Genomic DNA, 18,406 nt, shown 5'->3' with positions numbered 1-18,406 from the left:
GGCCGTGCCACGCGGCCCGCCTGTCTTTGCCTGACCTTCATTCCGCTTATTCATTCTTGTCAGGTAAAGTCATGTACAACAAATTTATCGTGCTGGCCGCGGCCAGCCTCGTTACGACCGCCGCGTTCGCCCAGGTGACCGTCGGCGACCCGTGGATCCGGGCCACCGTGCCGGCCCAGAAGACGGCCGGGGCCTTCATGCAGCTGCGTTCGCCCAAGGCCACGCGCCTCGTCGACGTGCAAAGCCCCGTCGCGGGCCGCGCCGAAGTCCACCAGATGGCCATGGAAGGCCAGACGATGCGCATGCAAAAGGTCGACGGCATCGACCTGCCGGCCAACCAGCCCGTCAACCTGTCGTCCGGCGGCTACCACGTCATGCTGTTCGACCTGAAGCAGCAGCTCAAGGAAGGCCAGCAGGTGCCGCTGACCTTGACCTTCGTCGGTTCCGACAAGAAGCGCGAGAACGTCACCGTGCAGGTGCCGGTCAAACCGCTGACTTACACCGCTGCTCACTGACGGAGGCCACATGAAAGCTCTCTGGATCGCTGCCTTGCTCGCGGCGCCGCTGGCGCACGCCCATATCACCGTCGCCCCGGCCACCGCCCCGGCCGGCGCCCATCAAACCCTCGTGTTCAAGGTCGGCCACGGCTGCGCCGGCAGCGCCACGACCGGCATCACGGTGCAGCTGCCGGAAGGCGTCACCGCGAAGCCGATGCCCAAGCCGGGCTGGACCATCACGCTGGCCCCGCGCGAGATCAACTGGCGCGGCGGCCCGCTGCCGGACGCGTACTACGACGAGTTCACGCTGCAGGCCAGGCTCCCCGAGGCGCCGGGCCGCCTGGTGTTCAAGGTCGGCCAGCAATGCGAGAAGGGCCGCATGGACTGGGCCGACGTCGCCCCCGAATCGAAGACGCCCGCGCCGGTGCTGGAAGTGCTACCCGCCGCGATGCCGATGCACCATCACTGAGGTGCCCATGCGACTCCAACATCATCGCCTCGCGCTCGCCGCGCTGGCGTGCTTGACTGCGCACGTCCATGCGGACGACACGCACCTGGAAACCGTGGTCATCACCGGGGGCCGCCCGACGTCGCTGCCCGCGCAGATCCCGACGACGATCGAAGGCATCACGGGTGCCCAGGTCGAGGACCGGATCAACGCGGTCGACAGCGAAGACGCGCTGAAATACCTGCCCAGCCTGAACGTGCGCAAGCGCTACACGGGCGACTACGACCACGCCGTGCTCGCGAGCCGCGCGTCAGGCACGGGCAACAGCGCGCGCTCGCTCGTGTACGCGGACGGCATCCTGCTGTCCAACCTGCTCGGCAACGGCGCCACGTACACGCCGCGCTGGGGCCTCGTCACGCCGGAAGAGATCGAGCGCGTCGACGTGCTCTATGGCCCGTTCGCGGCCGCGTACCCGGGCAATTCGGTAGGTGCCGTCGTCGACTTCCAGACCCGCATGCCGACGAAGCGCGAAGCCCACGTCAAGCTGTCCGGCCATTCGCAGGGGTTCAAGCTGTACCGCACGGATGACCGCTACGACGGCTGGCAGGGCAGCGCATCGCTGGGCGACCGCAGCGGCGCGTGGTCGTACTGGATCGACGTGTCGCGCCTGGACAGCGATGCGCAGCCCATCGGGTTCGCCAATAAACTGCTGTCGGCCGGCGTGCCGGGCGGTGGCGGCATCCCGGTGACGGGCGCCGTCGCCGGGCGCAATCCGTCGAACAGGGACTGGTGGCTGATCGGCGCGACGAGCCAGACGCACACCGTGCAGGACCACGCGAAATTCAAGCTCGCGTGGGACATCACGCCGCAGCTGCGCGCCAGCTACACGTTCGGCTGGTGGCGCAACGAGGCGAAACGCGTGGCCGATTCGTATCTGCGCGACGCGGCCGGCAACCCCGTCACCACGGCGACGCGGGTGAACATCGACGGCCGCGCGTACGACATCCGCGCCTCCGATTTCGCACCCAGCCGCGGCACGCTGGAACACGCGATGCACGGGCTGTCGCTGAAGAAGCACAGCCGCGACACGTTCGACTGGGAGATCGCCGCCAGCGTGTACGACTATGCGCGCGACCTCGTGCGCACGCCGACCGTGCTCGTGCCGGACGCCGACACGAACGGCGCGGGCCAGGTCACGGACATGCACGGCAGCGGCTGGAACACGCTGGCGCTGAAAGGCATCTGGCGGCCGGAGGACCACACGGTCGAATTCGGCCTGCAGTCGGACCACGCGAAACTGCGCACGCGCGTGTTCGGCAGCGCGGGCGACTGGCTGCACGCGGGCGACGGCCGCCAGGTCTCCGTCTTCAACGGGAACACGTGGCTGGAAAGCCTGTATGTGCAGGACAACTGGCGCATCGGCGACGCATGGCGTGCGACGGTCGGTGCCCGCTTCGAACGGTGGCGCGCGTACGGCGGCGAGTTGTCGAACGCCGTGCTGGCGCCGCCGCTGGGCTTTCCGTCGCGCAGCGAGACGGCATGGTCGCCGAAGGCCGCGCTGTCATGGCGCGCCAGTCCCGACTGGACCTTGAAGGCCTCGACGGGCCGCGCCGTACGCAACCCGACGGCGGCCGAGCTGTTCCAGGGTTCCATCGTCGACAATGCCATCGTCAACAGCAATCCGAACCTCAAGGCCGAGAAGTCGTGGACGAGCGAGCTGTCGGCCGAGACGCTGAACGACAAGGGTTCGCTGCGCGTCACGCTGTTCCGCGAAACCACGCGCGACGCACTGTATTCGCAGCCGCTGCTCGTGTCTGCCGGCACGACCGTGAATACGGTGCAGAACGTGGGCCGCATCCGGACGAACGGCCTGGAGGTATCGGCGCAGGCGGACGACGTCGGGGTAAAAGGGATCGACCTGACGGGGAGCCTCACGTTTGCCGACTCCATCATCACGGAGAACGCGGGCTTCCCGGGAAGCGTGGGCAAGTGGCAGCCCCGCGTGCCGCGCTGGCGCGCGACGATGCTGGCGACGTGGAAGGCGAACGACCACTGGACCGCGACCTTGGGAGGTCGCTACAGCGGCCGCCAGTACGGGACGCTGGACAACAGCGACCCGAACGGCGATGCGTACATGGGGGTGTCGGACTATCTCGTGTTCGATGCGCGGGTACGCTACCGGTTCGACCGCCACTGGAGCGCGGCGGTCGGGGTGGACAACCTCAACGACCGTACCTACTGGGCGTTTCACCCGTACACGCAGCGGACCGTCGTGGCCGAGGTGCGGTGGGATCTGTGATCAACGGGGAGAGGCGCCCAGGCGCTTCACGTTGCCCGAGCCGACCACCGAGCGGGTGACCTGCGGATCGCCGTAGTAATTGACGTCGCCGGAACCGGCCACGGTCAGGCTCAGGCTGTCGCGCACCCACAAGGTCGCGTCGCCGGAGCCGGCCACGGTGACGCTGGCGTTCTCGGTGCGCACATGGCCCATGTCGACGGTGCCCGAACCGCCGATCGAGATCGACGTGCTGCGCGCCGTGCCGTCCAGCGCCTGCAGGTTACCGCTGCCGCCCAGGGCGACGTTGACGGATTCGCCTTCCAGCTTGCGGACCTTGATGGAACCGGAGCCGCCCACGTCGAAGCGCACGCGGCTGCCGCGTACGACGTCCGCATCGATATTGCCGGAGCCGCCCAGCGCGAGGCGGTCGATGTCGCGCGCCTGCACGACGACTTTCAGGTTGCGGGTGCGCAGGTTCGTGTTGCGCTTGGCGCGGATCTTCAGGGTGCCGTCTTCGACGACGGTTTCGATCAGCGGCAGCAGGTTGTCGTCCGCCTCGACGGTCACGCCTTCGCGGCCGCTGCCGCTCCTGATCTCGACGTTGCCCGGCAGGGACATCGCGAGACCGCTGAAGTGGGCGACTTCGCGTGCCTGGCTTTGCACGCGGCCGCTGCCCTGCACCTGTTCGCTCCTGCTCCAGGGCCAATCGCCCGCTTCGGCCTGCGGCGCGAGGGCGATGCAGGCAAGGGCGCAGGCGGCGAGGAGGAAACGGCGGGTTGTATGGTGGGTCATGGTGGTCTCCCTGATGTGCATGGTGTCGATGTGCACATCGTATGCGGGAGCCGGCGGGCGGGGTACCGGTTTGCGACAAAACGCATGAAAACCGGACCGGAATGCACGCAGGCGGGGTGAAACGCGCAATAAATACGTCGTCCCCGCGGAGGCGGGGACCCAATTTTGCACGAGCTATCGAAACGCATGCAGCACTTGGGTTCCCTCCTTCGCGGGAACGGCGCTGAGAGTTATTTCGGCAATTCGGACGCCGCCCCCGTCACCGTCAGCGCCGCCTTGACCGTCTGCGCATGCCCCGGCTGCCCGCCGCCCAGGTACACGGTGTACGCCCCCGGCACGACCTTGCGCGCGCCGCCCGCGTCGACCTGCGACAGGGCGCGCGCATCCAGCGCCAGCGAGACGCGCTGGCGTTCCCCGGCCTTCAGGTGGATGCGGCGGAAGCCCGCGAGGGTCGGATTGGCGGCATCGCCCGGCTTGGCCACGTACAGCTGGACGACTTCGTCGCCGTCACGCTTGCCCGTGTTGGCCACCTCGACGTCCACGTTGACGGGGCTGCCCGCCGCGACGGACGGCGCCGACAGCGCCGGCGTCCCGTAGCGGAACGTCGTGTACGACAGGCCGTGGCCGAACGGGTACAGCACGTCGCCCTTGAAATAGCGGTAGGTGCGGCCGTCCATGCGGTAGTCGGTGAAGGCCGGCAGGCCGTCCACGCCGCGGTAGAACGTGACGGGCAGGCGGCCCGCCGGGCTGTAGTCGCCCGCGATCAGGCCGGCCACGGCATGGCCGCCTTCGCCGCCCGGATACCAGGCCTGGACGATCGCCGGCACGTGCTTGTCGGCCCAGTTGACGGACAGCGCGCTGCCGCTCATCAGCACGAGCACCGTCGGCTTGCCGGTGCCGACGACCTTTTCCAGCAGGCGTTCCTGCGGCGCCGGCAGGTCGAGGCTCGTGCGGTCGCCGCCCGCGAAACCGGGCACCTGCAGCTTCAGTTCCTCGCCTTCCAGGTTGGCGGACAGGCCGGCCACGAACACGACGAGGTCGGCGCGGCGGGCCAGGTCGACGGCTTCCTTGCCGCCGTCGATGGGCGTGCTCCACACCAGTTTCTGGTCGCCGCGCGCACCGCGCTGCACGGCCTCGATCCGGATCGGATAGGTTTTACCCGCCTGCAGCTTCGCCTTGCCCGCTTCGATCGACGGCGAATCCGTCACGTCCCACGCATCCACGATCTGCTTGCCGTCGACCCAGATGCGGTAGCCGGCATTGCTCAGGTAGCGCAGGCTGTAATCGCCCGTGCGCGGCGCCTTCAGGTAGCCGGTCCAGCGCGCGGACGCATTGTGGCCGCCTTCCTGCCACGCGGCGCGGGCATTCTTTTCGACGGCACCCCGCGCGGTGCCCGCCAGGTCCGGGCCCTCGAAATGCTCGGCCTTCAGGCCCGGCGTGCGGCACGCGGCGTCGACGCACAGGTTCGCGTCGGGCACGGGCGGTTCGGCCGGTCCGACGAGGCCCGTGCCCGGCGCATACACCACCTTCGCATCGGGGAAGCGGGCGCGGATGCCGGCCAGCACCGTCACCGGATGCGACGGCTGGCCGTTGTAGTTGCCGACCAGCGCATCCTCGCTGTCCGCGTTCGGGCCGATGACGGCGATCGTCTTCGGCGTCTTTTTCAACGGCAGCAGGCCGTCGTTCTTCAGCAGCACCATCGCCTCTTGCGCCGTCTTCAGCGCGACGGCGCGGTGGGCCGGGGTGTCGTTGTCGGTCGGCTTGATGCCGGCGTACGCCTGCGGCGGGTTCGCATCGAGCAAGCCCAGGCGGATCCGGTATTCGAACAGGCGCACGAGCGCGCGGTCGACGACGGCCTCCTTCAATTCGCCCTGGCGCACGGCGTTGACGATGGGGCCGGCCTCCGTCGTCATCTTGTTGCGGTAGTCGCCGCAGATCAGGTCCATGCCCGCGCTGAACGCGGCGGCCACGGCCTGCTCGGGCGTCTTCGTGTAGTGCAGGCTGTCGTCGCGGTAGATGTTGGCGGCCGCGCCGCAGTCCGACACGACGAAGCCCTTGAAGCCCCAGGCGCGGCGCAGGTGCTGCTCCATCAGGTCGTCGCTGGCGCACGCAGGGATGCCGTTGACGGCGTTGTACGCGCACATGACGGAGGCCACTTTACCTTCCGTGACGGTGGCGCGGAACGCCGGCAAATACGTGTCCTCGAGGTCGTGCGGCGACGGGTGGACGTCTTCGCGGTGGCGGTTCGATTCCGGCCCGCTGTGCACGGCGAAGTGCTTGGCGGTGGCGATCGTCTTGAACGATTGCGCGTCGTCGCCCTGAAGGCCGTGGATGAAGTTGATGGCGATGCGCGACGTCAGGTACGGGTCTTCGCCATAGGTTTCCTGGCCGCGGCCCCAGCGCGGGTCGCGGAAGATGTTGATGTTGGGCGACCACACGGTCAGGCCGCGGTACCAGTCCGTACCGCCGTCGGGGGCGCGCGTGGCGAGGTACTTCGCGCGGAATTCCGTCGCGATGACGTCGCCCACGTCGTGCATCAGCGGCTCGTCCCAGGTCGCGGCCATGCCGACGGCCTGCGGGAACACGGTCGCGTAGCCGGCGCGCGCGACGCCGTGCAGGCCTTCGTTCCACCAGTTGTATTTCGGGATTTTCAAACGCGGGATCGCGGGGGCGTCGTTGCCCAGCTGCGCCGCTTTTTCCTCCAGCGTCATCTGGGCGACGAGGCTGGCCGCGCGGGCTGCCGGATCCTGCTGGGCCACCGCGGGTGCCGTGGCGAGCAGGGCAGCCAATGCGACTGGTGCGAGTGCGAAGGGAAGATGGCGAGTCATCGTAGTCTCCTGTTATAAGTTTTCGAAGATGCTAACACGAAAATGTCGTGCGCTAACAGTCGAAACGATGTGGCGGCCAAGGCACGGTCGAAGCTTGGTGTCAGAAAAAATATCTTTCCAGTTGGAATTTTGACAGGATGCCGGTTTTATAATGAATGGATCGCTCATCCGGGCCCGTTTGCCATTCGACACATGATGGAATACCACCAGTCCTCGCAGATTCCCACCCTGTCGTATATCGAAAACGAAGACCATCCGGTGTTCGGCACCTTGGTCGAGCAGATATTGCACCTGCTGAATTCGAAGCTGGTGTTTTCCGACATCATCATCCACCAGAACAGTCCGTTGATGCTCCGGCAGCCGAAGGGCCTCGTCGCGGTGACGGACTCGCCCATCACGAAGGAAGAGCTGGAAGAGTTCTTCGACGTCATCGAGCCGAACTGGGCCGAGCGCATCGCCGACCGTGCCTTCGACCGCTCGATCGACCTGCACACGGCCCGCATCCGCGCCAACTGCTTCAGCTTCCAGGGCAAGAAGCGCCTGGGCTGCGTGATCCGCCGCTTCCCGAAGGAGCCGCTGGCGCTGGACACGCTCGGCCTGCACGCGGACGAGCGCGAATTCGCGCGCCTGACCAGTGGTCTCGTGCTGATCATCGGCGACACGTGCCAGGGCAAGTCGACGACGATCGCTTCCATCCTCGACGAGATCAACAGGCAGCGCTCGGGCCACATCATCACCATCGAGGATCCGGTCGAGACGCTGATCCCGCAGCGCAAATGCATCATCACGCAGCGCGAGGTGGGCGTCGATGGCGACGTCGAAAGCTATTACCTCGGTGCGCTGGACGCGCTGCGCGAGCGTCCGGACGTGATCGTCATCGGCGAGATCCGCGATGCGCAGACCGCGCAGGAAGCGCTGGCGCTGGCCGAATCCGGCCCGCTCGTGCTGGCGACCTTGCATGCGCGCTCGACGGAACTGGGCCTGCAGAAGATGCTGCGCCTGCTGGGCAATTCCGAAGCGCAAAGCCAGGCCCTCGCGCACGCGCTGCGCGGCGTGCTGTGCCAGGCGCTGCTGCCGTCGAAGCAGGGCAACCGCTACCACCTGGCCACGGAATGCCTGACCATCAATCCGGCCGTCGCGGCAATGATCGAAGAGGGCGACCTGGGCGCCATCCGCGCGCACATGAACGCGGGGCGCGGGCCGGGGTGCCACACGATGAACAGCGTGCTGGAAGCGCTGCTGGCCGCGCACGTGGTCGGCGTGGACGAGGCGCGGGCGGCGACCACGGACCGGATCGGGTTTGCCGAGATGGTGTGACGGGGCGCTGAGCCGGCTGGAATTGTTGCCGCACGGACAAACTTTGCACGGTTTTCCTGATTACACTATTGTATGCAGACAGCCAAAGTCTGTTGAGCTGTTCGGTAACTCTCCAGTCATTCCTCAGCGTTTACCCACTGTATCGATCACCCATGGCATATACCAAAGTGGCGGTCAGCCATACTCTCCTATGCTCGCCGGAAACGGCAAGCCGCGTGCTGGCCGATTCTCTCCTTGAAAAACTGGACGGCGGCCGCCCCGACGTGCTGATCGTCTTCGCATCTCCCGAAATCGATTACCATCCGCTGCTGGCCGCACTCGAGGCTGCCTGCCGGCCGCACGTGCTTGTCGGCTGCTCGTCGGCGGGCGAGTTTTCCGGCTGCGCCACGGGGGAAGGTTCCGTGTCCGTGATGGCCATCCGCACGGACGAGATCCTGTTTCGAGCCGGACTGGGCACGGGACTCCGTCAAGACTTCAGCGGCGCCCTCGAACAGGTCATGCCCGTGTTTACCGGCAGCGACCATCCCGATTTCCCGTATCGCAGCGCGCTCGTGTTGACCGATGCGCTGGCAGGCTATGTCGACGAGATCATCCACGAGATGATGCTGCGTACCGGCGGCACCTACCAGCTGTTCGGCGGCGGGGCGGCCGATGATGCCAGGTTCAGGCAGACGCATGTTTTCATCGGGACGGAAGCCCATACCGATGCGATCGTCGTACTTGAAATGCTTTCGAAGAAGCCCATCGGTCTCGGCGTTCGTCATGGCTGGCGACCGGGCAGCCCCCCGCTGCGTGTCACCGAAGCGCAAGGCACCCGGCTGGTCAGCCTGAACGCCACGTCTGCGGTGGAAGCGTTCGAAGAGCATGCCCAGGCCACGGGCCAGACGTTCAACCGTGCCGATCCGCTCCCGTTCTTCCTTCATAACGTGATCGGCATCGACACCGGCGACGGCTACAAGCTGCGCGTACCGCTTGCGCTCGATGACGACGGCTCGATTTCCTGTGCCGCCGAGGTGCCGGTCGGGGCCACCGTGCACATCATGGTCGCGGACGCCGCCTCTGCTTGCGAAGCCGCGCGCGAGGCGGCCCAGGCGGCGCTGGCGGGTCTGGATGGGGGAGAACACGCCGGTTCGCTGCTGTTCGATTGCGCCGCCACCCGGCTGCGCCTCGGGCGTGGATTCGACGACGAACTGAAAGCCGTGGGCGAGGCGCTCGGGTCGGAAAATTTCGCCGGTTGTAACACGTATGGCCAGATCGCCCGGAGCACCGGACAATTTAGCGGATTCCACAACTGTACTGCCGTCGTATGTGCGATCCCGCGCTGAGCATGCGATGATCCCGTTCGAGCTGGTGTCCATCTTTATCGAGCTGCAGAACGCCGGGACGAGACTTGTCGGGACGACCAACCTTGCACGTTATGCCGGCGTCGCACAGGTTCTACTGTTTGGAAGGGACGCGGAAGTCGGGATATTCCTGCCTGCGCCCGGATTGCCCCAGACGTTGCGTGCCGGTGGACGCTGGCAGGCGTTCCTGCGCCGTTGCGCGGACATGGGCAGCGCGGAGGCGGCCCTGCCGTGGGCCGGATCCGATACGGACGCGCCGGCATGGGGGCAGTGCGATTCGGACGGCAACGTCATCGTCGTGTTCCTTGGGGCGGAGCCTGCCGCGCCGACCCGTGCTGCCATTGTCGCCCTGCTGCCCCTGCTGGGTGCGAAGCTGGCTGGCGAACGGGCTGAAATCGCCGCCGTGGGGCTCGCCGCCGCCGCACGTGAAAGCCACCGCCGTGCCAACGAACTCAATACGGCCCTCGACGTCAGCCGGCGCGAACTGCAGTCGGCCTACCAGCGCATCGAAGACGAACTGGTGTTCCGGCGCGAGGCGGAGACAAAGCTGCGCGATGCGGACCGCCGCAAGGACGAGTTCCTGGCGATGCTGGCGCACGAGCTGCGCAATCCGCTCGCGCCGATCGGCATGGCGGCCAGGATCCTGAGGCTCGGGCACGCCACGCCCGATCGGGTGAAGCAGACCTGCGAGATCATCGACCGCCAGATCGGGCACATGACCAAACTGCTCGACGACCTGCTCGATGTCTCGCGCGTCACGCGCGGCCTCGTGGTGCTGACGGAGGGACTGCACGACATCGTGACCATCGTGCGCGATGCGGTCGAACAGGCGCGGCCTCTCATCGACGCGCGCCGTCACCATCTGGCACTGTCGGTGCCGACGCCAGCCGCGTACGTGCACGGCGACGGCACCCGGCTGGTGCAGATCGTCACGAATTTGCTCAACAACGCCGCCAGGTACACACCGCAGGGGGGCCGCATCGAGCTTGAACTGAGTGCGGATGCGGGCACGGTGCAACTGGTCGTGCGGGATAACGGCATCGGTATCGATGCCGCGCTGCTGCCTCATGTCTTCGATCTGTTCGTCCAGGGCGAACGTTCATTCGATCGCGCCCAGGGCGGATTGGGGATTGGGCTGGCACTCGTGAAAAGCCTGGTCGAGCAGCACGGGGGATGCATCGGCGCGACGAGCAGAGGGCCAGGCGCCGGCAGCGAATTTACCGTTTGGCTGCCGCGGGCGCAGGCGACATCCGTCCCGGACATGCCGCGGCACGGCGATACGGCGCCGGGCCGACCGCTGAACATCCTGATTGTCGACGACAATGCCGACGCGGCCGACATGCTGTCCTTGTACCTGGGTTCGATCGGGCATCAGGTGCATGTCGCCTACGAGGGACGCCGCGGGCTGGCGCTGGTGGAAGCGGCTGCACCGGACGTGCTCCTGCTGGATATCGGCTTGCCCGATATCGACGGCTACCAGCTGGCGCAACGGTTTCGCGCATTGCCGCAGACCGCACAGGCCACGTTGATCGCGTTGACAGGCTACGGCCAGGCGGCGGATCGCGAACGTTCGATCGCTGCGGGCTTCGACCATCACCTCACCAAACCAGTCGATATCACGGCGTTGTTGCGCCTGCTCGCGAACGGGGCGGACAGCGCGCCGGGACGCGCCGGAGACCGTCCTCGAGGCCTCCTCAAGTTGCAATAATGGCTGCGTACCGACGCGCGCGCCAATGGATCTGTACGCCAAGTAAAATCCCGGCATTATTTTTTTTGGGTACGGCAGCCAGTGGAAAGCCAGCGCTTAGTGGACTTGGAAGATCTGTGTAACAACGCGACGGTTGCACTGTTCGTCATGGACAACCGCCAGCATTGCGTCTACATGAATCCGGCGGCCGAACGATTGACGGGATATACGCTTGCCGAGGTCCAGGGGGCACCTCTGCATGACTTTGTCCATCACACGAAACCCGATGGAACACCTTATCCGCTGGAAGCGTGCCCGATCGATCGCGCCGCGCCCGCAAATATGCAGGAGCAGGGCGAAGAAACCTTCGTTCACAAGGACGGGCATCATTACGCCGTAAAATTCACCGCCAGCCCGATCCGGCGGGAGGGCGAGGTGGTGGGTACCGTCATCGAAGTCCAGGATGCCAGCGCCGCGCGCAAACAGGAGAACGAGCGCGAGGCGCTGTACCAGATCGGCCTGCTGATCCTGCAAGAACTCGACCACGAGAAAATCGTGCAGGCGGTGACCGATACCGCGACCAGGCTGACCGGTGCGCAGTTCGGCGCGTTCTTCTACAACGTACGGAACGAAGAGGGGGAGTCCTACACCCTGTACACCATCTCCGGGGTACCCAAGGAACGCTTCTCCAGATTCCCGTTGCCCCGCAATACCCCAGTCTTCGGCCCGACGTTTCGCGGCGAAGGTACGATCCGCAGCGACGACATCCGCCTCGATCCCCGTTACGGCAAAATGTCGCCCCATCATGGCATGCCGCCGGGGCACCTTCCGGTACGTTCCTACCTGGCCGTTCCCGTCAAGCTCGGCACCGGCGTCGTGATCGGCGGGCTGTTCTTCGGGCATGGGGAGACGTGCGTCTTCAAGGAAGAGCATGAGCGGATCGTGGAAACACTCGCCGCCCAGGCGGCCATCGGCTTGAACAAGGCGTCGCTCTACCAGGAGGCCGTGTTCGCCCAGCGTCGGGCGCAGCAGGAAGCCCAGGAGAAGCAGGGCCTCTACGAAGCGGCCTCGCGCGCCAATGAAGCAAAGGACCAGTTTCTCGCGACGGTATCGCACGAATTGCGCACGCCGCTCACCTCCATTCTCGGGTGGTCGCAAATGCTGACGTCGGGCCGCCTCGACAGTGCGATGACCCAGCGTGCGATCGAGACGATCGAACGTAATGCCCGTGCGCAAGCCCAGATTGTCGAGGACTTGCTGGACATCTCGCGTATCGTGAGCGGCAAGCTGCGCCTGAATGTCCGGCTGTTTTCGCCGCAGGCCTCCGTGGAGGCGGCGATCGAAGCGCTGCGCCCGGCGGCGATGGCCAAGTCGGTGGCATTGCAGTTGGTGATCGATCCGCTGGCCGGTCCGATCTCGGGCGATCCCGAGCGGCTGCAGCAGATCGTCTGGAACCTGGTCTCCAACGCGATCAAGTTCACGCCCAAGCACGGTCGCGTGCACCTCGCCCTGCAACGTCACGAGTCCAGTGTACACATCGTCGTGACGGATAACGGCGCAGGCATCCCGGCGGAATACCTGCCGCGCGTATTCGACAGCTTCACGCAGGTGGACTCGTCGTCGAGCCGCAAGCATGGCGGCCTGGGCCTCGGACTGGCCATCGTCAAGAAACTGGTCGAACTGCACGGGGGACAGGTAAGCGCCCATAGCGATGGCCTCGGCAAGGGGGCGTCGTTCACCGTGAGCCTGCCCATCGCACCCCTGGCCACGCGCTCGGCGGCCACCGAACAAGAGCTCTCGGTCCAATCCGACCGGGTGCCATTGAATACGGATGAGTTCGGGCTATCGGGCGTGGTCGTGCTCCTCGTCGAGGACGATCACGATGCGCGCAACATGCTCGCATCCGTCCTGTCGAGCGCGCATGCCGTGGTCGAGACCGCATCGAACGCGGAAGAGGCATTGATTCTCTGGGAGGGCATGCGCCCGGACCTGATCGTGAGCGATATCGGCATGCCCGGCATGGATGGCCATGCGTTCATCGCGGAGGTAAGGCGGCGCGAGAAGGAGCGCAACCTGCCCGGCGTACCGGCCGTGGCGTTGACCGCCTACGCGCGCGTCCAGGATCGCATGCGGGCGCTGACGAGCGGTTTTCAAATGCACGTCGCCAAACCCGTCGAACCGGCCGAGCTGTTGACTGTTCTCTCGACACTTCGGTCGTGGCGGCTGCCGTAGCAGCCGCTGGCTCAGGCTTTCTTCTTGCGCTTGATCCTGGCGAGCGCCCTGAGCGCGACCGGGGGCAGCCAGTCCTTCTTGTAGTTTTCGATTCTCAGCCGGATGGCCTGCCGCTTGTCCGAACCGGCGTCGTTCGGACGGGCGACGTACATGGTCGAGTGTGCCGGCGTGTCTTCATAGACCTTTTTCGACGCCGTGTAGTAGTACAGGGCGATCGATTTGCGCGTGATGCCGGCCGGCGTATTCAGCGGGTCCGGGTGGCCGTGGTATGAATCCGCGTCGGTATTGAAAATTACGCAACGATTGAACAGCGGCGCGACGGTTTCGACGTTCGCCGTCATCTGCCTGTCCCAGAGCTCCAGGTTGCCGCCGTATGCGGGGTCCCAGTCCTTGTTCAGGTAAATGAGCATGTTGATGCGCCGATTCAGGTGCAATTGCGAGTGCACCCGGAAATCCGCATGAATGCCGAGTTTCCCACTGCGGAAGATCTCGTGGAATCCGCCGCCATAGTAATAAGGATCGCCGACCAGCGACTCGATCGTCGTCAGGCCTTCCAGGAACTGCAGGACAGGCGCGGAATTAAAGAAATGAAAAACGTTGCGCAAGCGTTCTTCACAGCTTTCCGGCAATACCTGACGCTTGTGCAGACCCGCGTAGTTGTTCTCGTAATATTTATCGTCTGCGAGCTTCTCTCTGGGGAACTTCTCGTAGATCTCTTCGATCAGGGCTCGCGGGAGAAAATCGTCGATGACGATGTGCGGAAAGGGTTCGGCGAAGCAATATACGCCGGACAGTTCCTCCCCGAATTCCCGGGCTTTCTTCGGGTCCAGGGAGAGTTTCCCATCTGTACTGATCGGCAGCGTGGCGCTCGGGTAAGTTGTATCGGGTTCTACGGCTCGATTCATCACTGACCTCTTCAGGATATTGATTTAACGATTTAGTTTTGGAATTTAACTTTTTGGTAGAAATGTGAATCGACCGGCGGTTAAGCTCGGCTTTGGCATGCTAGCACGGTGTCAATCAGATAACATCAGTTATGGACGAGAAACAACAGATCGCAATTAATACGGCGCGTTCACGATGTGTTCCTTGATGAGCGCGCCCATGCGCGCGCAGGCTGGCGACGGCGTCGCCGCGCCGCTGTACAGCGCGAGCCGGATGCCGGGCAGCGCCGGCAAGCCATCGAGCACGCGTACGTCTCCGGGCAACCCCAGGCTGGTCCGCACCGTCACGCCGAGTCCGGCTGCGACAGCGGCCCAGATCCCCGCCAGGCTGGGGCTCGTGTAGACGACGCGCCAGGGGATGCCGGCCCGGTCGAGCGCGTCCGTCGCCGCCTTGCGCATGAGGCAGGGCGCCTGCAGCACGACGAGCCGCACCGGTTCGACGACGGGCTCGTGCGCGGCGGCGCCCACCCAGCGCATCGGATACTCGCCCAGCAAGTCCGCGTACGGCAAGTCGAGGCCCGTGTGCCACGCGAGGGCGAGATCGATCTTCCCGGCCTGCAGTTGCGCGACGAGTTCGCTGTTGCGGGCGATGACGGCTTCGATCTGCAAGTCCGGATGGCTGCGCATGAAGCGGCCGAGCACGTTGGGCAGCAGGCGTTCTCCGAAATCTTCCTGCAGGCCCAGCCTGACGGTGCCTGCGAGCTCCAGGCCGGCCAGTGCCGTGCGTGCCTCGTCGTTCAGGTCGAGGATGCGGCGCGCGTAACCGAGCAGCGTTTCGCCGGCCGGGGTCAGCTCCAGGCCGCGCCCGGATTTGCGCAGCAGGTCCGTGCCGGCCTGTCCTTCCAGCTTCTTCATCTGCATGCTGATGGCCGACGTCGACCGTCCGAGCCTGTCGGCCGCCTTCGCGAAACTGCCGAGGTCGACGCCTTCGCAAAAGCTGCGCAGCGCGTCCATGTCGAAATTCGTTCGCCGCATGATTGTCCCGTTTCATTGAATGGTTGATTCAAATATATTCGATTTTCAGAATAGTTTGACGGCGTTACGATGGCCGTGTCAACCATTCAAGGAGCCAAGACGATGACGACCACGTTGAAAGGCCAGGGCCAGCGTGCCCTCGGCAATGTGCCGCCGCTGGCCGATCTTTCGGACCGCGTGCTGTTCGGCGAAGTGTGGGAGCGGGACGCACTGAGCAAACGGGACCGCAGTCTCGTGACGGTCGCCTGCCTGGTCGCGCTGTGCCGCGACGGCCAGCTGCCGTTCCACCTGCAGACCGCGCTCGACAACGGCGTCACCCGGCAGGAGCTGGAAGAAGTCGTGACGCACCTGGCCTTCTACGCCGGCTGGCCCGCGGCCGCCACCGCCGCGCGCCTGCTCGGCGATCCGAAGTGAGGAGACCGCCATGCCATTCGTCCGCATCTCCCTGCGCCGCGGCAAGCCGCGCGAGTACCTGCGTGCCGTGTCCGACGCCGTGCACCGGGCCCTGGTCGACGCCTTCCGCATCCCCGTCGCGGACCGCTTCCAGGCCATCCACCAGCACGACCCCGAGGAACTGGTTTTCGACCGCGATTACCTCGGCGGCCCGCGCAGCGACGATTTCATCCTCGTCTGCGTTACCGGCGGCAAGCCGCGCGACGCGGAGACCAAGCAGGCGTTTTACAAGCGCCTTGCCGACCTGCTGGCCGAATCTCCCGGGCTGCAGCCGGAGGACCTGATGGTCATCGTCCAGACGACGGACTACGCCGACTGGTCGTTCAGCAACGGCATCGCGGCGCCGCTGGCGGAGCAGAAACCATGATCGCCATGCAGTACCGCTTTGCGCTGCCGGCCGACTACGACATGGCGATCATCGACCGGCGCATCGCGGACAAGGGCCACCTGATGGACGGTTTTCCCGGGCTCCTGTTCAAGGCCTATCTCAGCGCGCGCAAGACGGGGCCGGCGCAGGACAATGCGTACGCGCCGTTCTACGTCTGGAACACGGTCGACGGGATGCACGCGTTCCTGAACGGCCCCGGATTCGCCGGCGTGGCGCAGGCGTTCGGCCGGCCGCCGGTGGCGACGTGGCTCGTGTGGCAGGCACGATGTGCGCCGGGCTTCGAGCACGCGCGCTTCGCGTCCGTCGAGCGGCGGACGATTCCGCCCGGCGCCGACCTGGAAGCGTTGCGCAGGGAAGAGACGGCCGACGGCGGCCGCGCGCTCGCGGTGGTCGTCGGCTACGAGCCGGGAACGTGGACCCTGGTGCGCTTCCGCCTGTGGGACAGCGAGCCGGTGGCCGACGCCGCGACGCTGGTCTATGCGGTCGGCCACGTGTCCACGGCTAGCCGATGACGTTCATCTCGCTTTCGTCTTCCGTGTAGCGCACGGGCGCCAGGCCGTGGCTGGCGATGAGCGCCTGCACGGTCGTCGGGCCCGTGGGTTCGATGCCTTCGTGCGCGAGGACCTGGTCGAGCATCTCCGCTTCGCTGATGCGGCCGGGCGTGGTGAATTCCAGCGGTTCCTCGTTGTTGCGGTACCAGACGCGATAAAGTGGCATGTTGTCCTCCTTGTGATCAGTCGAGCGGCACCGCCCGCCACCGGTTGACTTCCGGCGGCGTGACGGCAGGTGCCGCATTGCCCCAGCTATTCCTCACATAGGTCACGACGGCCGCCACCTCCGCGTCGTCCAGCAGGGGACTGTACGGCGGCATGCCGAACGGCCGCGGATTCCCCGCGGTCGTGGGCGGGAAGCCGCCGTTCAGCACGATGCGGATGGCGTTCACCGGATCGATCATCGTCAACGCGCCATTGCCGGCCAGCGGCGGATACGCGGGATGGCCGGCGACGCTCGTGCCGCGGCCGTCGCTGCCGTGGCAGTCGGCGCAGTGGTTTTCGTACAGCTTCCTGCCCGCCTTCATGATCTCCTCGGGCGGCGGCGTGATTGGCCGCCGCGGCGCCGGATCGGCCGGCAGCGATTTCAGGTACGTCGCCATTGCCCCCGCATCCGCGTCCGTCAGGTATTGCAGGCTTTGTCCCACGACTTCCGCCATCGGCCCGAACACGGCGCCGCGCGGCGCGACGCCCGTGCGCAGCAGCTGGACGATGTGCGCCTGGTCCCAGTTGCCGAGGCCTGCCTCGTTGTCGGCGTCCAGCGCAGGCGCGTACCAGCCGACGATCGGAATGTGGCCGCCGGACAGCCGGGCGCCCGTCGCACCGAGGCCGTTGCGCGGGCTGTGGCAGGCGCCGCAATGGCCCAGGCCCTCGACGAGGTAGGCGCCCCGGTTCCACTCGGCGCCTTTCGCTGGCTGCGGCGCGTACACGCCCGGCTTGAAATACAGCAGGCGCCAGCCGGCCAGCACGATCTGCCGGTCGTACGGGAAGCGCAATGCATGTGGACGATTCGGCTGGTTGACGGGCGCGAGGCTGCGCAAGTACGCGTACAGGGCGTCGGCGTCGTCGCGCGTCACCTTCGTCGTGTTCGGGTACGGGAAGGCCGGATACAGCAAGCGGCCGCCTTTTCCGATGCCGTTGTGCAGGGCATTCCAGAAATCGTCCGCGGTCCAGGCGCCGATGCCCGTCTGCGCGTCCGGCGTGATGTTCGGGGCGTAGACGGTGCCGAACGGCGTGGCCAGCGCGCGTCCGCCCGCATACGGCGTGCCGCCGCGCGCGGTGTGGCACGCCATGCAGTCGCCCGCGCGGGCGAGATAGGCGCCGCGGGCGATATTGGCTTGTGTCGCCGCCCACGCTGCCTGCGAGCGCGACGGGATGAATTCGGCGCGCGGCCACGCGACGAACAGGGCGGCCAGCGCCGCCACGATGAGGATCAGGATGACGCTGCGCTTCATGGCCGCCGCTCCGGTTCGCTCCCGCACGCCAGCGGCATCGGGTGAGGCACGTCGGGTGCGGGCGTGGCATCGTCCGGCACCGGTTCGCTCGCGAGCCACCCCGAGATCGCGGCCACGTCCGCCAGCGACAGGCGCCCGGCGATCGTCGCCATGCAGTCGGGCGCGTGGGCGCGGCGGGTGCCGTTGCGCCAGGCGCCGAACTGGGCGTTGATGTAGTCG

Annotated in this window: 17 protein-coding genes; 10 read left to right on the top strand and 7 right to left on the bottom strand. The window is 66.3% G+C overall.

The genetic code is table 11. The features are described 5' to 3' along the window. Positions 1-71 precede the first annotated feature (71 nt). Genes ACEN88_RS08210 through ACEN88_RS08200 form a run of 3 tightly spaced genes read left to right on the top strand, consistent with a single transcriptional unit; the run spans position 72 to position 3,244 of the window. Entirely contained in the window at positions 72-515 is a 444-nt protein-coding gene (locus tag ACEN88_RS08210) for a copper chaperone PCu(A)C (RefSeq protein ID WP_413338630.1), read from the top strand. Positions 516-525: 10 nt separating this feature from the next. Then, entirely contained in the window at positions 526-966 is a 441-nt protein-coding gene (locus ACEN88_RS08205; protein ID WP_413338628.1) for a YcnI family protein, read from the top strand. Positions 967-973: 7 nt separating this feature from the next. Further along, on the top strand, positions 974-3,244 hold the full coding sequence (locus ACEN88_RS08200; protein WP_413338626.1) for a TonB-dependent receptor: 2,271 nt from the start codon (positions 974-976) through the stop codon (positions 3,242-3,244). Here ACEN88_RS08200 and ACEN88_RS08195 read toward each other — a convergent pair whose 3' ends face one another. Next, complete coding sequence (locus ACEN88_RS08195) at positions 3,245-4,015, bottom strand: head GIN domain-containing protein (protein WP_413338624.1); 771 nt, start codon at positions 4,013-4,015, stop codon at positions 3,245-3,247. Positions 4,016-4,245: 230 nt separating this feature from the next. Continuing rightward, positions 4,246-6,843: a glycoside hydrolase family 3 C-terminal domain-containing protein gene (locus ACEN88_RS08190; RefSeq protein ID WP_413338622.1), complete on the bottom strand. Its 2,598-nt coding sequence runs from the start codon at positions 6,841-6,843 to the stop codon at positions 4,246-4,248. 195 nt (positions 6,844-7,038) lie between these two features. Between ACEN88_RS08190 and ACEN88_RS08185 the strand changes: the two genes are divergently transcribed. The 4 genes from ACEN88_RS08185 to ACEN88_RS08170 all read left to right on the top strand — a co-directional run bounded on the left by ACEN88_RS08185 (position 7,039) and on the right by ACEN88_RS08170 (position 13,422). Further along, positions 7,039-8,160, top strand: a complete 1,122-nt coding sequence (locus ACEN88_RS08185; protein ID WP_413338620.1) for a type IV pilus twitching motility protein PilT — start codon at positions 7,039-7,041, stop codon at positions 8,158-8,160. 152 nt (positions 8,161-8,312) lie between these two features. Next, on the top strand, positions 8,313-9,485 hold the full coding sequence (locus tag ACEN88_RS08180; protein WP_413338618.1) for an FIST signal transduction protein: 1,173 nt from the start codon (positions 8,313-8,315) through the stop codon (positions 9,483-9,485). Positions 9,486-9,492: 7 nt separating this feature from the next. Next, on the top strand, positions 9,493-11,211 hold the full coding sequence (locus ACEN88_RS08175) for an ATP-binding protein (protein ID WP_413338616.1): 1,719 nt from the start codon (positions 9,493-9,495) through the stop codon (positions 11,209-11,211). A gap of 81 nt (positions 11,212-11,292) precedes the next feature. Next, complete coding sequence (locus ACEN88_RS08170) at positions 11,293-13,422, top strand: ATP-binding protein (protein WP_413338614.1); 2,130 nt, start codon at positions 11,293-11,295, stop codon at positions 13,420-13,422. Positions 13,423-13,433: 11 nt separating this feature from the next. Here ACEN88_RS08170 and ACEN88_RS08165 read toward each other — a convergent pair whose 3' ends face one another. Further along, the gene (locus ACEN88_RS08165; RefSeq protein WP_413338612.1) at positions 13,434-14,327 is read right to left on the bottom strand and encodes a 2OG-Fe(II) oxygenase; all 894 of its coding nucleotides are present in this window, start codon (positions 14,325-14,327) and stop codon (positions 13,434-13,436) included. Positions 14,328-14,483: 156 nt separating this feature from the next. Continuing rightward, the gene (locus ACEN88_RS08160) at positions 14,484-15,341 is read right to left on the bottom strand and encodes a LysR substrate-binding domain-containing protein (protein WP_413338610.1); all 858 of its coding nucleotides are present in this window, start codon (positions 15,339-15,341) and stop codon (positions 14,484-14,486) included. Between the two features lie 102 nt (positions 15,342-15,443). Here ACEN88_RS08160 and ACEN88_RS08155 point away from each other — a divergent pair, with 102 nt between their 5' ends. From ACEN88_RS08155 to ACEN88_RS08145, 3 genes are read left to right on the top strand one after another with little or no spacing between them, the layout of a single operon-like run. Continuing rightward, positions 15,444-15,755, top strand: coding sequence for a carboxymuconolactone decarboxylase family protein (locus ACEN88_RS08155; protein WP_413338608.1), 312 nt, complete (start codon positions 15,444-15,446; stop codon positions 15,753-15,755). Between the two features lie 10 nt (positions 15,756-15,765). After that, positions 15,766-16,161 (top strand): tautomerase family protein, encoded by a 396-nt coding sequence (locus ACEN88_RS08150; RefSeq protein ID WP_413338606.1) that lies wholly within the window; start codon positions 15,766-15,768, stop codon positions 16,159-16,161. Beyond that, on the top strand, positions 16,158-16,694 hold the full coding sequence (locus ACEN88_RS08145) for a DUF4865 family protein (protein WP_413338604.1): 537 nt from the start codon (positions 16,158-16,160) through the stop codon (positions 16,692-16,694). Before ACEN88_RS08150 ends, ACEN88_RS08145 begins: the two co-directional genes overlap by 4 nt. Here ACEN88_RS08145 and ACEN88_RS08140 read toward each other — a convergent pair. The 3 genes from ACEN88_RS08140 to ACEN88_RS08130 all read right to left on the bottom strand — a co-directional run. Next, positions 16,684-16,899 carry a hypothetical protein gene (locus tag ACEN88_RS08140; RefSeq protein WP_413338602.1) on the bottom strand — a complete coding sequence of 72 codons (216 nt, stop codon included), beginning with the start codon at positions 16,897-16,899 and terminating at the stop codon, positions 16,684-16,686. The two genes, ACEN88_RS08145 and ACEN88_RS08140, sit on opposite strands and share 11 nt — an antisense overlap. Positions 16,900-16,915: 16 nt before the next feature. Further along, entirely contained in the window at positions 16,916-18,187 is a 1,272-nt protein-coding gene (locus tag ACEN88_RS08135; protein WP_413338600.1) for a cytochrome c, read from the bottom strand. After that, the coding region (locus ACEN88_RS08130) for a c-type cytochrome (RefSeq protein WP_413338598.1) at positions 18,184-18,406 on the bottom strand (223 nt) is incomplete at its 5' end. The genes ACEN88_RS08135 and ACEN88_RS08130, both read right to left, overlap by 4 nt.

This window comes from Massilia sp. CT11-108 (assembly GCF_047302915.1).
Lineage (GTDB): Bacteria > Pseudomonadota > Gammaproteobacteria > Burkholderiales > Burkholderiaceae_D > Telluria > Telluria orientalis.
Note: the sequence above shows the minus strand (reverse complement) of the source record. Positions and strands in the feature narration are given on the sequence as shown.